Genomic DNA, 16,494 nt, shown 5'->3' on the forward strand with positions numbered 1-16,494 from the left:
ACCGAAGCGTTATCTGGCCACCCACCAAAGAATGAGGAGTGTTGCCGCCATGGACTGGCGCCACGATGCCGTCTGCCGCGACGAGGACCCGGAGCTGTTCTTCCCGATCGGGACGTCCGGCCCGGCTCTCCTGCAGGTGGAGCAGGCGAAGGCCGTCTGCCGGCGCTGCCCGGTGACCGACCAGTGCCTGCAGTGGGCGCTGGAGTCCGGTCAGGACGCCGGCGTCTGGGGTGGGATGAGCGAGGAGGAGCGCCGCGCGGTGAAGCGCCGCGGCGGTCTCCGGGTGCTGCGCGCTCACTCCGCCTGATCGCACCACAGCTAACAGCACGCCCCGGCCGGGTTCCCCGCCGGGGCGTGCTGCTGTCCGTCGACGCGCCGCAGGACCAGGTCGGCGAGTTCGGGGAGGTCGGTGAGAGGGCCGGCGACGGCGACCGCACCGGCCTCCGCCGCGGTGGCCCGGACGGCGTCGTGAAACAGGCCCGGAGCCAGGAAGTAGGCGGCCACCGCCACCCGGCGCGCCCCGCGGGCGCGTAGCTTCGCCACCGCGACGCCGGCTGACGGGGGCGCCGCCGAGGCGTACGACACGCGACAGGGGACGCCCAGTTCGCTGCCGAGGGCCAGGGCGACCCGACCCACCGAGCCGCGCGCCCGGGGATCCCGGGTGCCCGCCGCTGCCAGCACCAGAGCGTCGTACCCGCTGGGTGCCGCCTCGGCCAGCCGGCGGCGCAACCCGGCCACCAGCGCGCCGTCCACCATCCCGTCGGCCGGCCCGAGCACGTGGGTGATCCGTACGTCGATCGGCGGGCCGTCCTCGGCGGCAGCGGACACGGCCGCGGGAATGTCGACCTTCCGGTGGTACGCGGCGGTCAGCAGCAGCGGCACCAGCACCGCCCGGGGGTGACCGGCGGCGGCGAGTTCCCGCAGCACGGCGGCCGGCCCGGGTGCGGTGTGGTCCAGCCAGCTCGGCCGCACGGTGGTGCCAGGACGGGCGGCCGCCACGGCCCGGGCCAGCGCCCGGGTCGCCTCGGCCGCCCGCGGGTCACGGCTGCCATGCGCGACCAGCACCACCGGCGGGTCGGGGCTCAGGTGTGCAGGCCGCACTCGGTCTTCTCGAACATGGCCCACCGGCCCGCCCGCGGGTCCTCCCCCGCCTTCGTCCGGCCGGTGCAGGGCCAGCAGCCGATCGAGCCGTAGCCGCGGCCGAACAACTCGTTGACCGGGATGTCGTAGCGGGCGATGTAGGCGTCGACGTCCCGCTGGGTCCAGGCGGCGATCGGGTTCACCTTGACCTTGCCGCGCCGGGCGTCGAAGGTCACCACCGGGGTGTTGGCCCGGGTCGACGACTCGTCCCGGCGCAGCCCGGCGGCCCAGGCGTCGTACCCGGTCAGCGCCCGCTCCAGCGGCTCGACCTTGCGCAGGTGGCAGCAGTCGTCCGGAGACCTGCTGAACAGGCGGGGCCCGTACTGGCCGTCCTGCTGCCCGATGGTCATCCGGGGCCGGATCGACCGCACGTTCACCGGCAGCCGCCGGGCCACCTCGTCACGCACCCGGAGCGTTTCCGGGAAATGCAGCCCGGTGTCCAGGAAGACCACGTCGACGCCCGGCGCGACCCGGGACACCAGATGGGCCAGCACCCCGTCGGCCATCGAGCTGGTCACGCAGAACCGGTCACCGAACGTCTCGGCGGCCCAGCGGGCGATCTCCAGTGCGGGGGCGTCCGCCAACTCCCGGCCGGCCTCTTCGGCCAGCGCGCGCAGCTCCTCCGGGTCGCGCCGCTCGGTGGGGGTCGGTCCGACCCCCACCAGGCCCAGTTCGACGGCGGAAGCCAGGTTCATCGCTCCACCGCCCGGGCGAGCAGACCGGTGAACCTCACGGTGAAGACCCGTGTGCAGGCGTGGCACTCCCAGGCACCGTGCCCGGCCTCGCTCGGCCGCAGGTCCTCCTCCCCGCAGTACGGGCAGTAGAGAGGCGCGGATCGGGCATCGCTCATCGAAGCTCCTCCTCGTCGACCCTGATCACCCAGTTGGCGAAGGTCTCGCCCTCGGTCCGGCCGGCCAGGTAGCGGCGGGCCAGGCGTTCCACGTACTCCGGAAGCTCCTCGGCGGTGGTCTTCAGGCCGCGCAGCTTGCGGCCGAAGCCGGCGGTCTGCCCCTGCGCCATGCCGAGGCCGCCGCCCAGGTGCACCTGGAAGCCCTCCACCTGCCGGCCGTCCGGGCCGACCACCAACTGGCCCTTGAGCCCGATGTCGGCCACCTGGGTGCGAGCGCAGGCGTTCGGGCAGCCGTTGAGGTGGATGGAGATGTCTGCGTCGAAGTCACGCAGCCGCTCCTCCAGCCGGGCCACCAGTTCCTCGCCACGCCGCTTGGTCTCGACGATGGCCAGCTTGCAGAACTCGATGCCGGTGCAGGCCATGGTGCCGCGCCGCCAGGCCGACGGCCGGGCCTCCAGGCCGATCCCGCGCAGCTCCGTCACCAGCGAGTCGGTCCGCTCCGGCGCCACGTCCAGCACCAGCAGCTTCTGGTACGGGGTGAGCCGCACCCGGTCGCTGCCGTGCGCCTCGACCACGTCCGCGAGCCGGGCGAGCTGCGGGCCGGAGACCCGACCCACCACCGGGGCCGCGCCGACGTAGTTGCGGCCGTCGTGCTGCGGGTGCACGCCGATGTGGTCGATCGGCTTCGCCGGCAGCTCCGGGGCCGGGCCGTCGAGCAGCGGACGGCCCAGGTACTCCTTCTCCAGCACCTCGCGGAACTTTTCCACGCCCCAGTCGGCGACCAGGAACTTCAGCCGGGCCCGGTTGCGCAGCCGGCGGTAGCCGTAGTCGCGGAAGATGCCGACCACGCCGGCCCAGACCTCCGACACCTCGGCCAGCGGCACCCAGACGCCGAGCCGCTTGGCCAGCATCGGGTTGGTGGAGAGGCCGCCGCCGACCCAGAGGTCGAAGCCGGGACCGTGCTCCGGGTGCTCGACGCCGAGGAAGGCGACGTCGTTCGCCTCGTACGGGGTGTCGACCAGCCAGGAGATCGAGGTCTTGAACTTGCGGGGCAGGTTGGAGAACTCCGGGCTGCCGACGTACCGGTGGACGATCTCGTCCAGGGCCGGGGTCGGGTCGATCAGCTCGGCCGCGGCCACCCCGGCCACCGGGCTGCCGCAGGCCACCCGGGGGCAGTCGCCGCACGCCTCGGTGGTCTGCAGGCCGACCGCCTCCAGCCGGCGCCAGATCTCCGGCATGTCCTCGATTCGGATCCAGTGGAACTGGATGTTCTGCCGGTCGGTGATGTCGGCGGTGTCCCGGGCGAACTCCCGGGAGATGCCCGCGATGGCCCGGAGCTGGGCCAGGTTGAGCTGGCCACCGTCCACCCGGACCCGGAGCATGAAGAGCTCGTCCTCCAGCTCGTGCGGCTCCAGCACGGCCGTCCGCCCGCCGTCGATGCCCGCCTTGCGCTGGGTGTAGAGCCCCCACCAGCGGAACCGGCCGCGCAGGTCCTGCGGGTCGATCGAGGCGAAGCCCCGGTGGGCGTAGATGTTCTCGATCCGGGCGCGAACGTTCAGCGGATCGTCGTCCTTCTTGATCCGCTCGTTGGCGTTGAGCGGCTCGCGGTGCCCGAGCGCCCACTGCCCCTCGCCCCTGGCACGGCGGGGTGCCCGCGCGGCGGGCGGCTTCTCGGACCGGGTTGGGATGCTGATGACCGCCATCGCGGCGTCCTCCGTTGTCTGCTGTGCCCGGGAGCGCGGACGCGGCGGCCGGCCCTGGGAAGGGCCGTGGACGGCGATGTCGATGACAGCCGGCGCGCGGGCGCGCCCGAGACGGATGAGTCGGGCGTCGTCAGTGGGCCGGACAGATCGCGCTGCGCACGCGGCCGTAATCGACGTGGCGACGGGCCACGAAGCGGCGGACGACAGCGGCGGTCATGGGCACATGCTCCCACACCGATCGGGTGCGGGCCAATGGCGTGACCTGTGATCCCACATCACGGGCCATTTCCCGCCCATCGACGGTGGTATACGCGCCCGCCGGCAACACACCTAGCCATGATCCACTCCGCTTGCGGCAGATCGGGGCGTTGACGCGTGGCGAGCGCGCGACATTCGGCAACCCGGGGTCGATCGGCCGGGAATCGGCGGACCGGCCCGGGAGCCCGACCGCTGTGTGACGCTGCGGAATGTGACCGCAGCCTCGGAGTCCGGACCGGCCGGGACGACCGGCGCCCGTCCGGACTGGCTGGTCTGGCTGCCGCCGGCACTGCTCACGCTGGTGATCACCCTCACCGGGATCGGCCACGCGCAGCCGTGGCGGGACGAGTTGGCGACCTGGAGCGCCGCCACCCGCCCGGTCGGCGACCTGGTCCGGCTGGCCTTCACCATCGACGCCGCGACCGGGCCGTACTACCTGCTCATGCACGGTTGGACGGCGCTGGTCGGGGCGTCACCGACCACGCTGCGGCTGCCGTCCGCGCTCGCCATGGCCGCGGCCGCCGCGCTCACCGCCCGGCTCGGCGAACGGCTGGTCACCGCCCGGGTCGGGCTGTTCTCCGGGCTGCTCTTCGCCGTCCTCCCGAGCACCTCCCGGTACGGCCAGGAGGCCCGCCCGTACGCCCTCGCCACGCTGTTCGCCGTGCTCGCCACCCTGCTGCTGGTCGAGGCGCTGCGTCGGCCGACCTGGCGACGCTGGACCGGGTACGCGCCGGCCGTCGCCGCCCTCGGGCTGACCCACCTGATCGCCGTCACCCTGCTCGCCGCGCACGGCCTCGTGGTGCTGCTCGCCGCGTGGCGCGGCCCGGCGGTCGCCGGCCTCGGCGCACCGGCCCTTGCCGCCGCCAACGGGACGGCCGGCAGATCGCGTCGTGGGCTGATCTGGCGGTGGGTGCTCGCGTTGCTGCCGGCCGCGCTGCTGGTCACCCCGCTGGTGCTGCTCGCCGGGTCGCAGCGGTCCCGGCAGCTCGACTGGGTGCACCTGGCCCGCCCGGCTGACCTGACGGCGCTGCCCGGCGCGGTGGCGCAGAGCGGGGTGGTGGGCGGGCTGCTGGTCGGCCTCGCCGCGCTCGGCGCGGGGCGGCTCGGCCGGCGGGCCCTGCTGCCCGGGGCCGCCGTCCTGCTGCCGGTGCTGCTGCTCTTCGCCGCCGGGGCGCTCGTGCCGCTCTGGGTGACCCGGTACCTCGTCTTCACCGTGCCGTTCGCCTGCCTGCTGGCCGGGGCGGCGCTGGCCGGCGTACGCCTGGCACCGGCGCTCGCCGTGGTGACCCTGGCCGGGGTGCTCGGCCTGCCCGACCAGGCGGCACTGCGCCGTACCCACGAGTGGCCACGCACCGCCCCCGTCGACTACCAGGGCGCGGCCCGTGTCATCGCCGAACACCAGCAGCCGGGGGACGCGATCGTGTACTCGCCCCGGGAGAGCTGGCTCTTTCTCGACCTGGGGATCGCGTACCACCGGGGGCACGGCGGCCCCGGGACGTACTGGTGGTCCGCGACCAGCGGCAGCGTGCGGACCTCTGGGCCAGCGAGTGCGCCCGCCCAGCGGAGTGCCTGGCCGGCGTCGAGCGGGTCTGGCTGGTGGTCGCCGGCCGGCGAAACGACCCGCTGGCCGTCGTGCCCGGCGAGAAGGGCGCCGCCCTACGGGACGGCTTCACCGTCCGACAGGCCTGGCCCCGCCCCGGCATCACCGTCGCCCTCCTCACCCGCTGATCCCCGCCCGCCGCCCAGATCCGGACAACTTCCGGGAAGTAGGGGCCTCGGCACGCCGGGAGGCAGCAGCTTCCGTGAACCTGTGCGGATCTTGAGAGCGGGCGCGGAGCGCGTGGGCACCAGGCGTGGGGTGCGGGTCAGGTGGTGAGGCGGTCGGTGGGGGTACGGGCGAGTGGGACGGCCAGCACGGCCTCGGTGCCGCCGGCGGCACCGTTACGCAGCTCGATGGTGCCGCGCAGCTCGCCGGTGATCAGGGCCCGGACGATCTGCAGGCCGAGATTGCCGCCGCGTTCGGCGTCGAACTGCTCGGGCAGGCCACGGCCGTTGTCCGCCACGGAGACGTGCAGTTGCTTGCGGAACCGGTGCGCGGAGACCACCACCTCGGGCTTCGCCGCGCCGTCCGGGCGGGCCGTGCCCTCCTCGCCGGCCGGCGGGAAGCCGTGCTCGACGGCGTTGAGCAGCAGTTCGTTGAGGACCATCACCAGCGAGGTGGCGATCTCGGCCGGCAGTACGCCGAAGCTGCCCTGCCGGCGCATGCCGACCGTCACCTCGGTGGCCGCGACCTCGGTCGCCGCGCTGGCCACCCGGTCGACGATGCCGTCGAACTCGACCGCCTCGTCACTGGACAGGGAGAGGGTCTCGTGCACCAGTGCGATCGAGGCGACCCGGCGTACGGATTCCTCCAGGGCGACCCGGGCCTCCGGCATGCCGACCCGACGAGCCTGGAGGCGGAGCAGCGCGGCGACGGTCTGCAGGTTGTTCTTCACCCGGTGGTGGATCTCCCGGATGGTGGCGTCCTTGGTGATCAGGGCCCGGTCGCGCCGGCGTACCTCGGTGATGTCCCGGACCAGCACCAGCGCGCCGATCGGCACACCGGCCGGCATCAGCGGCAGCGCCCGGGTGAGCATGGTGGCGCCGCGGGCGTCGATCTCCCGCCGGGGCGGGGCCTCGCCGCGCAGCGCGGCCAGCACGGCGTTGCCCGCGTCGGTGCCTTCGAGCGGGTCGCTGGCGAGCCGGCGGTGCAGCTTGGCCAGGTCCTCCCCCACCAGGTGGGAGGCGTAGCCCAACCGCCGGTACGCGGACTGCGCGTTCGGGCTGGCGTAGGTGACCGTGCCGTTGGCGTCGAGCCGCACGAGGCCGTCGCCGACCCGGGGCGCCGAGGTGGTCTCGCCCGGGTGCCGGGGCGGCGGGAAGGTGCCGTCGGCGACCATCTGGGCCAGGTCGTCGGCGGTGGTCAGGTAGTTCAGCTCGAGTTGGCTGGGCGTCCGCGCGGTGGAGAGGTTGGTGTCCCGGCCGACCACGGCGATCACCTCGCTGGCCTCCCCGTCGGCGGTGCGCAGCCGCACCGGGATCGCCTCGTGCCGGGCGGGCACGTCGCCGTACCAGACCGGGTCGCCCTCCCGCCAGATCCGGCCCTGCCGGTGGGCGACCTCCAGGTGCGCCACCTCCGGCCCGCCGACGATCCGGCCGACCTGGTCGTCGAGGTACGCCGTCGGCGCGGTCGTCGGGCGCGCCTGGGCCACGCAGAGAAACGTGCCCTCGCCGTCCACCGGCACCCAGAGCAGCAGGTCGGCGAAGGACAGGTCGGACAGCAACTGCCAGTCGCCGGCGATCCGGTGCAGGTGGTCGATGTCGGCCGGCCGGAGCTGGGTGTGCTCCTCGGCGAGGTCGCGCAGCGTGGACACGCTGACCAGAGTGCCACGCCGGCGTCACATCGTCGTCGTGACCTTCTTCAACCCGCGCGGGGCGTCCGGGTCCTCGCCCCGGGCCAGCGCCAGGGCGAGCGCGAGCCGCTGGAGCGGGAGGATGTCCAGCAGCGGGGCGTACCGCTCGTCGACCTCGGGGACGGCCATCCGGGCGGTCGCCTCGACCTCGGCGGAGCCGACCACCACGACGTCGGCACGGCGCTCGCCGAGCCGGGGCAGCACCTCGCGCATCGACTGCCCGCCGGGGCCGGAGCCGACCACGGCGAGCACCGGGACGTCCGGGTCGGTCATGGCGAGCGGACCGTGCAGCAGGTCGGCGCCGGAGAAGGCGAGCGCCGGCAGGTACGAGGTCTCCATCAGCTTCAGCGCCGCCTCCCGGGCCGTCGGGTACGCGTATCCCCGGCCGGTGGTGACGAGCTGGCCGGCGAACCGGTAGCGCGGGGCGAGCTGCGCCGGGGTGGCGTCGGACAGGGTGCGTTCGGCCAGCTCGGGCAGGTGGGCGAGGGCGGATCGCTCCTCGGCGGGCAGCTCGCCGTCGCCGGCGCGTACCCCCTCCACGAGCATCAGCAGCGCGAGCAGCTCGGCGGTGTACGTCTTGGTGGCGGCGACCGCCCGCTCGTGCCCGGCGGCGATGTCGACGCTCAGCTCGGCGGTGCGCACCAGCGGCGAGTCGGGGTTGTTGGTGACGGCGAGGGTGAGCGCGCCGGAGGCGCGGGCCACCCGCAGCACCTCGGTCAGATCGGGTGAGCCACCGCTCTGGCTGACCCCGACCACGAGGGCGTCGGAGAGGTCGGGCCGGGCGCCGAAGACGGTGATCGTGCTCGGCGAGGCGAGGCCGGCGGGGAGGCCGAGCCGGATCTCGGTCAGATACGCCGCGTAGAGCGCCGCGTGGTCGGAGGTGCCGCGGGCGGTGAACACCACGTGGCGGGGCCGGCGCTCGGCGATCACCGCCGCGACCCGGGCGATCGCCCCCGCGTGCTCGGCGGAGAGCAGGCGGTCGTAACCGGCCGGCTGCTCGGCGATGTCGGCGGCCATGCCGGCCCCTGGACGCGTCACTAAAGACCCCCTCCTGCGCGATCGCCGCGCGATCCGTGCTCAGTCTTGCACCTTTCGGCCCCGGTGGGCAATGTAACGAACAGCAGTGCGCAGTAGATCACCAACTGAGCCCGTGATCTTCTAGGCTTGCCCGACGGACCACGCCGGTGGCGGCCGCGGCCCGCGACCGGCTCGGCGACCGAGAGGACCACGTGCCCCAGGACGACCCCACGCTCACCGCGGCGGAGGAACTCGCGCTGGCCCGGCTCGCGCTGGCCGAGGGGGACCTGCCGCACGCCGCCGGACACGTCGCCGCCGCCCTCGCCCAGGCCCCGACGCTCCCCGAGGTGCACGAGGTGCTCACCCGGGTGGCCGCGGCCAGCGGCGGCGATCTGGAACTCTTCCCGCTCGGCCACCACGCCTTCGTCGGCGCGGTGGTGGCCCGCGCCCACCTGCTCGCCGCCGCCGGACACCCCGCCGAGGGGCTCGACCTGCTGGCCGCGGCCACCGGCTACGCGCCCGAGGCCGACTGGGCCGGAGTGCCCTGGGTGACCGCCCCGGAGCTACCGGAACGGCTCGAACCCGAGCGCACCGCCCGGATCCTCATGCAGCTGTGCGCGGCGGTGCCCGACCCGGTTCCGCGCCGGCTACGCGACCCGCTGCAGCCCTACCTCACGCTGGCCGGCAACGCGGTCACCGCGCACCCCGGCCACCCGCTGGTGCTGGGCGCGGCGTCCGCGCTGGCCCGGCGCCTCGGCGAGGCCGCCCTCGCCGTCACCTGGGCCGCCCGCGGCGTACGCGCCGGACCGAGCAAGCTCGGCGAGGTCTGGCTCGGATACGCGTACCGCAGCGCCGGCCGGATCCGGCAGGCGCTCGCCGCGCTCGGCCGGGCCGTCGCGCACGACCCCGACGACCTCGCCGTCTATGCCGACATCGCCGGTACCCTCGCCGACCACGGACGGCTCGACGAGGCGCTGGACTGGATCGACCGGGCTCTGGCGAAGGACCCCACGTTCGACTGCGCGGTGCACACCGCGCACCGGCTGCGCTTCCAGCGCGACGGGGACGTCGCCCACCTGGTGGCCCTGGCCGACTTCGTCCGCGACCACCCGGACGACAGCCACGAGCACGGCGACCTGGCCGAGTGCTGCCGCGGCCGTCCCTGGCTCGGGCAGGTGACCCCGGCCGGCGGGCCGGTGCCGGACGCGCTGCGCAAGGCCGTCACCGCGGAGGACGGCACCCGGACGGCCGTACGCCTCGACGCGCTCGAACCGCCCAGCGCGATGCGTACCGCGGCGGCCGTGCCGGGGCTGGACGTCGAGGTGGCCGCGACCGCCGACCCGGACCCGCGCGAGCCCCGCCGGGCTACCGCCCACCCGCTGTGGCGCTACGACGGCACCACCGTGGCGCCCACCCTGCCGGCGCCCTCGGCCGAGGCCGCGGAGCGGATCCGGCACCTCGCCCACCCGGCCTGGCCGCACCCGCCGGCCGCGTACGACGCCGCGGTCGGGCTGGCCACGCTGGAACTGGCCGACCTACTCGGCCTGCTGGTGCACCCGCCCGAGGCGCCGGCCACCGCGCTGGGCCGGGTGCTCGCCGGCCAGGACCCGTCGCTCTGGGTGCGCTGCGTGCAGGTCTGGGCCTGCCTCGGCCTGCTGCACCACCGCACCGACGAGCCGTGGACGGAGTCCACCCGCCGCCGGGTGCTGCTCGAGCTGGTCTGGGACGTGGAGGACTGGATCACCGAGGCCGCGCTGTTCGCCCTGGTGGCCGCCGCCTGGGTCGACCCCGCCGTACGCCCCGACGTGGCCGGGGTGGTGGCCGAGCGGCTCGCCGACGCGGCGGCCGTGGCCCGCGAGCGGCGGGTGCCGATCGTGGCGTCGATGGCACACCTGGCGCTGGCCGTCCCGGACCTCGACCGCGCCACCCGCGACCTGGCCCGCGAGCTGATCCGGCGACCGGTCGACGGGGCATCCCGACGGGGTCCGCTCGCGCGCCTCTGGCACCGCCTGACCACCCTCCTCCTCCCCCGCCCCTGATCCCTACGTGGCGCGGCCACGCCGTACCCCGGGTGGGGTCGGCGTGGCCGCGGAGGTTGCGGGTCAGGCCCCGGGGGCCCGGCCGAGGGCGACCTCGGCCTGGTCCTCGGGCGTGGCGTCGGCGGGCGGGGTGTCGTGGGTCGAGCGGAGCGGGACCTCTTTGATGAACCAGGCGAGCACCGGCACCGCGACGGTTAGGAAGACCGCCCAGAGGAAGACGTGGGAGATGGCGTCGGCGAGCGTCCCGAGCACGAGCTCGCGCATCGGCGACGCCAGCTTCCTGAGCTTCTCCAGGTCCATGGCGCCGCCCTCGCCACCCTTTCCTCCGCCGAACGCGGCGCCGCCGGCCGAGGCGGTGAGGCGGTTGGCGAAGATCGCACCGAAGAGCGCGACGCCGAACGAGCCGCCGATCGAGCGGAAGAAGGTGGCCGCGCCGCTGGCCGCACCGAGGTCCTTCTGCGCCACGCTGTTCTGCGCGATCAGCATCGAGGTCTGCATGAGGAAGCCCATGCCGACACCGAGCACGATCATGTAGAGCGAGGACTCGGTCTTGCTGGTGCCCAGTTCAAGCTGGGTCAGCAGGCCCATGCCGACGGCCATCACCACGCCGCCGATGATCGGGAAGGCCCGGTAGCGGCCGGTCTTGGTGATGGTGCGGCCGACCACCAGCGAGACCACGAGCATGCCGAACATCAGCGGGAGCAGCAGCAGGCCGCTGTTGGTGGCCGAGGCGCCCTGCACGGTCTGCTGGTAGAGCGGCAGGAAGCTCATCGAGCCGAACATCGCGAAGCCGAGCAGGAAGCCGATTATCGAGATGAGGGCGAAGTTCCGGTTGGCGAAGAGCCCCAGCGGCAGGATCGGCTCGGCGGCCCGCCGCTCGACGAAGCCGAAGAGCACCAGGGTGACCAAGGCGAGTGCGGAGAGGCCGAGGATCTGCGGGGAGGCCCAGTCGTACTCCTTGCCGCCCCAGGTGGTGACCAGCACGATCGCGGTGATGCCGACGGAGAGCAGCGCGGCGCCCAGCCAGTCGATCTTGTGTTCGGTGCGGTGCTTCGGCAGGTGCATGGTGGTGGCCAGCACCAGCAGCGCGACACCGCCGAGCGGCAGGTTGACGTAGAACGCCCAGCGCCAGGAAAGGTGGTCGGTGATGAAGCCGCCGACCAGCGGGCCGGCCACCATGGCGATGGCCATGATGCCGGCGATCATGCCCTGGTAGCGGCCCCGCTCGCGGGGCGGCACCAGGTCACCGATGATCGCCATCACGCCGACCATCAGGCCACCGGCGCCGAGGCCCTGGACGGCCCGGAACGCGATCAGCTCGATCATGCCGTCCTGGACGCCGCCGAGGAGGCTGGAGCCGGACATGCCGCAGAGCGCGGAGCCGATGAGGAAGATGACCACCGAGGTCAGGAACACGGCCTTGCGGCCGTAGAGGTCACCGAGCTTGCCCCAGATCGGGGTGGAGACCGTGGTGCCCAGCACGTACGCGGTGACCACCCAGGTGAAGTGGCCGGCCCCGCCGAACTCGAAGACGATCCGCGGCAGCGCGGTGCTGACGATCATGTTGTCGAGCATCGCGAGCATCATCGCGATCATCAGGCCGAACAGCACGACCCGGACATTGGGTCGCGCGATCACCTGTGCTGGTTGGCTCATGGGTAAGCTCCCCGAAATTCTGTGACCGACTTACTTGCCGCCCGGCTAGTTACCTTACTAGCCGCACGGTAAGTTGGTGGTCGGAAAGCCGTCAAGCGAGATAGGTGGTAAGGGTGAGGGAGAGCACAGGCGGCACGCGGGAACGTATCCAGGCCGTCGCGCTGGAACTCTTCACCGAGCAAGGGTACGAGAGGACCTCGCTCCGGGAGATCGCCGAGCGGCTGGGGGTGACCAAGGCCGCCCTCTACTACCACTTCAAGAGCAAGGACGAGATCGTCAGCAGCTTCGTCGAGGACCGGCTGCGCCGGATGGACGAGCTGATCGAGTGGGCGCGCACCCAGCCCGCCACCCTGGCCACCCGCCGCGCCCTCATCAGCAGGTACGCGGACGCGATGTTCGCCGGCGAACTGCCGGCCGTGATGCGCTTCTTCGAGCAGAACCAGACCGTGCTGAAGAGCCTCGTCGCCGGCCAGCAGATGCGGGAGCGGATGATGCTCCTCGCCAACGAGCTGTGCCGGGGCGACGACTCGCCGGCCGCCCAGCTGCGGGCCGCGCTGACCCTGTTCGCCGTGCACAGCAGCTGGTTCGCGGTCCGGACCCCCTCGAACATCACCGACGACGAGCGCAAGAAGATCGCCCTCGAGGTGGCCGACGAACTGCTGGCGAAGATCGGCACCAGCGACTGAGCCGCCCGCTGCACGCGGCGTGGGCGGGGCGGCGGCGTGGGCGGGGCGGCGTCAGGGGCTGGTGAGATCCAGGCGCAGGCCCAGCAGCTGCACGCCGGGCAGCGGTGACCAGTCCTTCTCCGGCACCCGGACGAAGCCGAACCGCGCGTAGAGCCGGTGCGCCGCGGCGGCCATGCCGGCGCGTACGCAGATCACCACGGCCGAGCACCCGAGTTCGGCCGCCCGGGCCACGCAGGCCCGAACCAGGGCCTCGCCGGCGCCCCGGCCCTGCGCGGCGGGGTCGACCGCGAGCATCCGGAACTCGGCCTCGCCCGGGCCGGAAAGCTCGGCGTACGGGGTGCCGGACAGCACGAACGTGACCGCGCCCAGCACTTCGCCGGTGGCCTCGTCGACGGCGACCAGCACCTCACCGGTCTCCGCCCGGGTGGCCACATCGGCCAGCACCGTGCCGTAGCCGTTCTCGCCCTTGAGCTGCCCGTCCGCCTCGTACGCGGCGACCGTCAGGCGGGCCACCGCCGGATGGTCGGCCGGCTCCGCGCGACGGACGAGGAGGCCGCTCAACCGATCACCGCGATCAGGTCGCCGTCCTGCACGACGTCACCCTCGTTGACCGCGATCTGCTGCACGACGCCGTCGGTCTCGGCGACGACCGGGATCTCCATCTTCATCGACTCCAGGATCACCAGCGTGTCCCCCTCGGACACGCTGTCCCCGGCCGACGCGACGACCTTCCAGACGTTCGCCACCATCTCGGCGCGGATCTCCTCGGCCATTCTCACGGCCCTCCCTCTCCACCGGTGTTTCTGCGAACGGTATCCAATCATGACCGCGGTCACTTCGGACGGAGAGCGGGCGGCTCGCCGGTTCCGCCCCCACCGGACGTTCGGGGCCACCGCCGGCACTAGCATCAGCGGGTCGGTCCCCGGGACCGGTACGCGACCTCCGCCGCGCTCGCCCGCGGCCGGACGTGACCAGCACAAGGAGGCAGAGCATGGCGAAGAAGGCCCGGAAGAAGAAGGCGCGCAAGAAGAGCGGCGCGAACCACGGCAAGCGCCCCAACTCCTGATCGTCGGGACGTGGCGGTGGCCCGGGTCCGGTCGGACCCGGGCCACCGGTGCCTTCAGCTCGTCGCGCTCACGCTCAGTCGGCGAGTTCGCGGGACTCGGTGGTCTCGAAGACCACCAGCTCGGTCAGGCGGGCGCGCAGCCGCTCACGCAGCTGCTCGGGCGCGGTCTCGTTGCCGCAGCAGCGGGCGACCAGCGCCTTCACCTCCTGCTCGATGCCGTACTCGCGCAGGCAGGGCCCGCACTCGTCCAGATGGGTCCGGATCAGCATGCGCCGCTCGTCGGCGCACTCCAGGTCGAGGTAGAGGTAGACCTCCGCGAGGACCTCACGGCAGTCCGTTTCGTGCGGCTTCCCACAGCTCACGGTCACACCTCCCGGCCGGCGGCGGCAGTCGAACCCTTCGACGGCGCGGCGGTGAACCCACGCTCGGCCGCGTACCGCTCGAGCAGCTTGCGCAGATTACGTCGGCCGCGGTGCAGGCGCGACATCACGGTGCCGATCGGCGTGCCCATGATCTCGGCGACCTCCTTGTAGGAGAAGCCCTCGACGTCGGTCAGATAGACGGCGAGGCGGAACTCCTCCGGCAACTGCTGGAGCGCCTCCTTGACGTCGCTGTCCGGCAGCCGGTCGAGCGCCTCGGTCTCGGCCGAGCGCAGCCCGCTGGACGTGTGCGACTCGGCCTCGGCGAGCTGCCAGTCGGTGATCTCGTCGGTGGGCGCCTGCACGGGCTGGCGCTGCCGCTTGCGGTAGGAGTTGATGTAGGTGTTGGTCAGGATCCGGTAGAGCCAGGCCTTGAGGTTGGTGCCCTGCTCGAACTGGTGGAAGGCGGCGTACGCCTTCAGGTAGGTCTCCTGAACCAGGTCCTCGGCATCCGCCGGGTTCCGCGTCATCCGCAGGCCGGCAGCGTAGAGCTGATCGACGAAGGGCATCGCGTCCCGCTCGAATCGGGCCCTACGCTCGTCCGTCTTCTCGGTGGTCAACCGCACATCCCCTCGCGTCGGCTGCTTTCCCGCCGAGGATACGCGTACGGGCCGGTCCGTAGATTCGGTTCCGGCCGGTGTGCTGGCAGTCACCGCCGCCGCAGGCCACTCCGGCGCCTCGAGCAGCCGTCGCAGCGCCCGCTCGTCCCGCTCCCGGCTCCGTGTCTCGATCGACACCGGTTACCCCCCTCGGCTGGAAAAGTCGTCCGGGGGTGGTAACGCCCGCCGTCGACGGCCCATTCCGCCGGCCACCCGCCGTTCCTGGTCCCGGCCCCGGCCGCGACCGGCGCTGGGACCAGGAAGGGCCTGGGAGGATGGCCTCGGGGCCCGGACCGGGCGACCGACACCATCCGTTGCAACGACCCGCCGCCGCCGGCGGTCACGCTCCACCCCCGGACCGGAGTCAGGCGGAGGCCCAGCCTCGCGCGTGCAGCCAGTCGCGGACGACGGCGGCGGTGCCCGCCGGGTCGACCCGCAGGTCGTGCCGCTCACCCGGGCGGACCACCACCTCGACGCCCGGGACCGGCTTCGGGACGCCGAACGGGTCACGGTCGCCGTTGACGACCAGGGTGGGCAGGCCGGCGGCCAGTTCGTCGGCGCGCGAGCGCTCCGGACGCCCCGGGGGATGTAGCGGGAAGGCGAGCGCGACGACACCGACCGCGCCGACGGCACGGGCCGTGCGGCAGGCGACCCGGGCACCGCTGGAGCGGCCGCCCACCACCCACCGGAGCACCGTCGGGTGCCGCTGCCTGAGCACGGTCAACACGGCCCGCCAGGCCTCATCGAGGTGCCCGGCGGGCGCCGGCGCGCGCCGGCCGGCGACCCGGTACGGCTGAGTCACCCGGATCACGCCCATCCCGGCGTCGATCACCGCGTCCCGGACCGCGAGCAGGTCCGGCGCGTCCACGTCGCCGCCCGCGCCGTGCCCGAGCACCAGCAGGGTGTCCACCGGCCCGACCGGCAGGTCGGTGTCGGCCCGGGCCGGCCCCCGGGGCGTCTCGATCTCGTCGCTGTGCCGCACCGTCCCATTCTGCGCCCGGCGCATCGCCACACTGCGCCAGCCCAGATGGCGCCCGGCGGGGACGACCGTGCTCACCGGCACGACGCGCACCTACCGGGAAAGGCCGTCGCCCGCGTCCTTGCCGGACGCGGGCGACGGTGCGCGGAATCAGCGGGACGGCACCAGGGCGAGCAGGTGGTCGCGGACCGGCGGCCCGGCCTCGTCGGCCGCGTCCGGATCCGGCTGCACCTCACCGCGCCAGGCGACGAGCATCGCGCGCCGCTCGCGCGGCGTGGTGCCGCCCCAGACGCCGTGGCAGTCGCCCACCTCCAGCGCCCAGGCCAGGCAGGGCCCCTGGACGTCACAACCGCGGCAGAGCGCCACGGCCGCGTCGGCCGGCTCGTTCGGTGCCGGAAAGAACGTCTCGGGATCCACGCTCTGGCAGGTTCCCCTGGTCCGCCACGCCTCGTCCTGCCGCCGCTCACGCAACGCCCGCAGCAGTCGCGGGTCTCGTCGTGCGGCGGCCACCTCGTGCGGGCGGGGCATGCGCGCCCGTGTCAATACACCCACCTCCCCCGTGGGACCGGCAAATGATCATAAATGATCGATGGGTGCCATCCGCCCCGTGCGAACAGACGCCCAACGCCA

At 73.6% G+C, this 16,494-nt stretch carries 17 protein-coding genes and 1 pseudogene; 5 read left to right on the forward strand and 13 right to left on the reverse strand.

Annotated elements, in window-relative coordinates:
- Nucleotides 1-49: 49 nt before the first annotated feature.
- Nucleotides 50-307: a WhiB family transcriptional regulator gene (locus ACNAW0_RS15650; protein ID WP_073834718.1), complete on the forward strand. Its 258-nt coding sequence runs from the start codon at nt 50-52 to the stop codon at nt 305-307.
- 11 nt (nt 308-318) lie between these two features.
- Here the strand turns inward: ACNAW0_RS15650 and ACNAW0_RS15655 are convergent, their stop codons facing one another.
- The 4 genes from ACNAW0_RS15655 to ACNAW0_RS15670 are packed head-to-tail and all read right to left on the reverse strand — an operon-like array spanning nt 319 to nt 3,693.
- Nucleotides 319-1,101, reverse strand: coding sequence for a sirohydrochlorin chelatase (locus ACNAW0_RS15655; RefSeq protein ID WP_416288590.1), 783 nt, complete (start codon nt 1,099-1,101; stop codon nt 319-321).
- Nucleotides 1,083-1,835, reverse strand: coding sequence for a phosphoadenylyl-sulfate reductase (locus tag ACNAW0_RS15660; protein WP_416288591.1), 753 nt, complete (start codon nt 1,833-1,835; stop codon nt 1,083-1,085). The genes ACNAW0_RS15655 and ACNAW0_RS15660 overlap by 19 nt, the downstream gene beginning before the upstream one ends.
- Nucleotides 1,832-1,990 (reverse strand): hypothetical protein, encoded by a 159-nt coding sequence (locus ACNAW0_RS15665; protein WP_416288592.1) that lies wholly within the window; start codon nt 1,988-1,990, stop codon nt 1,832-1,834. Before ACNAW0_RS15665 ends, ACNAW0_RS15660 begins: the two co-directional genes overlap by 4 nt.
- Nucleotides 1,987-3,693, reverse strand: a complete 1,707-nt coding sequence (locus ACNAW0_RS15670) for a nitrite/sulfite reductase (protein WP_416288593.1) — start codon at nt 3,691-3,693, stop codon at nt 1,987-1,989. The genes ACNAW0_RS15665 and ACNAW0_RS15670 overlap by 4 nt, the downstream gene beginning before the upstream one ends.
- Before the next feature lie 469 nt (nt 3,694-4,162).
- Here ACNAW0_RS15670 and ACNAW0_RS15675 point away from each other — a divergent pair.
- Nucleotides 4,163-5,679 (forward strand): annotated as a pseudogene (locus ACNAW0_RS15675) (glycosyltransferase family 39 protein).
- 137 nt (nt 5,680-5,816) lie between these two features.
- Here the strand turns inward: ACNAW0_RS15675 and ACNAW0_RS15680 are convergent.
- Nucleotides 5,817-7,364, reverse strand: coding sequence for a histidine kinase N-terminal domain-containing protein (locus tag ACNAW0_RS15680; RefSeq protein WP_416288594.1), 1,548 nt, complete (start codon nt 7,362-7,364; stop codon nt 5,817-5,819).
- A 24-nt stretch (nt 7,365-7,388) separates the two neighbouring features.
- Entirely contained in the window at nt 7,389-8,420 is a 1,032-nt protein-coding gene (locus tag ACNAW0_RS15685; RefSeq protein WP_416288642.1) for an SIS domain-containing protein, read from the reverse strand.
- A gap of 212 nt (nt 8,421-8,632) precedes the next feature.
- Between ACNAW0_RS15685 and ACNAW0_RS15690 the strand changes: the two genes are divergently transcribed.
- Nucleotides 8,633-10,459 (forward strand): tetratricopeptide repeat protein, encoded by a 1,827-nt coding sequence (locus tag ACNAW0_RS15690; RefSeq protein WP_416288643.1) that lies wholly within the window; start codon nt 8,633-8,635, stop codon nt 10,457-10,459.
- A 63-nt stretch (nt 10,460-10,522) separates the two neighbouring features.
- On the opposite strand, the gene ACNAW0_RS15695 is transcribed toward ACNAW0_RS15690, so the two are convergent.
- Nucleotides 10,523-12,115, reverse strand: a complete 1,593-nt coding sequence (locus tag ACNAW0_RS15695; RefSeq protein ID WP_416288595.1) for an MDR family MFS transporter — start codon at nt 12,113-12,115, stop codon at nt 10,523-10,525.
- A gap of 113 nt (nt 12,116-12,228) precedes the next feature.
- Here ACNAW0_RS15695 and ACNAW0_RS15700 point away from each other — a divergent pair, with 113 nt between their 5' ends.
- Nucleotides 12,229-12,801, forward strand: coding sequence for a TetR/AcrR family transcriptional regulator (locus tag ACNAW0_RS15700; protein ID WP_416288596.1), 573 nt, complete (start codon nt 12,229-12,231; stop codon nt 12,799-12,801).
- 51 nt (nt 12,802-12,852) lie between these two features.
- On the opposite strand, the gene ACNAW0_RS15705 is transcribed toward ACNAW0_RS15700, so the two are convergent.
- Both ACNAW0_RS15705 and ACNAW0_RS15710 read right to left on the reverse strand, forming a co-directional pair.
- A complete protein-coding gene (locus ACNAW0_RS15705) occupies nt 12,853-13,362 on the reverse strand; it encodes a GNAT family N-acetyltransferase (RefSeq protein ID WP_416288597.1) in 510 nt (169 codons plus the stop codon).
- Nucleotides 13,359-13,580: a biotin/lipoyl-binding carrier protein gene (locus ACNAW0_RS15710; protein ID WP_416288598.1), complete on the reverse strand. Its 222-nt coding sequence runs from the start codon at nt 13,578-13,580 to the stop codon at nt 13,359-13,361. The genes ACNAW0_RS15705 and ACNAW0_RS15710 overlap by 4 nt, the downstream gene beginning before the upstream one ends.
- Nucleotides 13,581-13,792: 212 nt before the next feature.
- Between ACNAW0_RS15710 and ACNAW0_RS15715 the strand changes: the two genes are divergently transcribed.
- Entirely contained in the window at nt 13,793-13,867 is a 75-nt protein-coding gene (locus tag ACNAW0_RS15715; protein ID WP_369700219.1) for a 50S ribosomal protein bL37, read from the forward strand.
- Nucleotides 13,868-13,941: 74 nt separating this feature from the next.
- Here ACNAW0_RS15715 and rsrA read toward each other — a convergent pair whose 3' ends face one another.
- From rsrA to ACNAW0_RS15735, 4 genes are all read right to left on the reverse strand, one after another.
- The gene (rsrA, locus tag ACNAW0_RS15720) at nt 13,942-14,229 is read right to left on the reverse strand and encodes a mycothiol system anti-sigma-R factor (protein WP_416288599.1); all 288 of its coding nucleotides are present in this window, start codon (nt 14,227-14,229) and stop codon (nt 13,942-13,944) included.
- Between the two features lie 2 nt (nt 14,230-14,231).
- Entirely contained in the window at nt 14,232-15,023 is a 792-nt protein-coding gene (locus ACNAW0_RS15725) for a sigma-70 family RNA polymerase sigma factor (protein ID WP_416288600.1), read from the reverse strand.
- Between the two features lie 226 nt (nt 15,024-15,249).
- Nucleotides 15,250-15,891: an alpha/beta family hydrolase gene (locus ACNAW0_RS15730; protein ID WP_416288644.1), complete on the reverse strand. Its 642-nt coding sequence runs from the start codon at nt 15,889-15,891 to the stop codon at nt 15,250-15,252.
- Between the two features lie 123 nt (nt 15,892-16,014).
- The gene (locus ACNAW0_RS15735; protein WP_416288601.1) at nt 16,015-16,407 is read right to left on the reverse strand and encodes a WhiB family transcriptional regulator; all 393 of its coding nucleotides are present in this window, start codon (nt 16,405-16,407) and stop codon (nt 16,015-16,017) included.
- Nucleotides 16,408-16,494: the final 87 nt, after the last annotated feature.

Source organism: Micromonospora sp. SL1-18, from assembly GCF_047921505.1.
Classification (GTDB): Bacteria; Actinomycetota; Actinomycetes; order Mycobacteriales; family Micromonosporaceae; genus Micromonospora.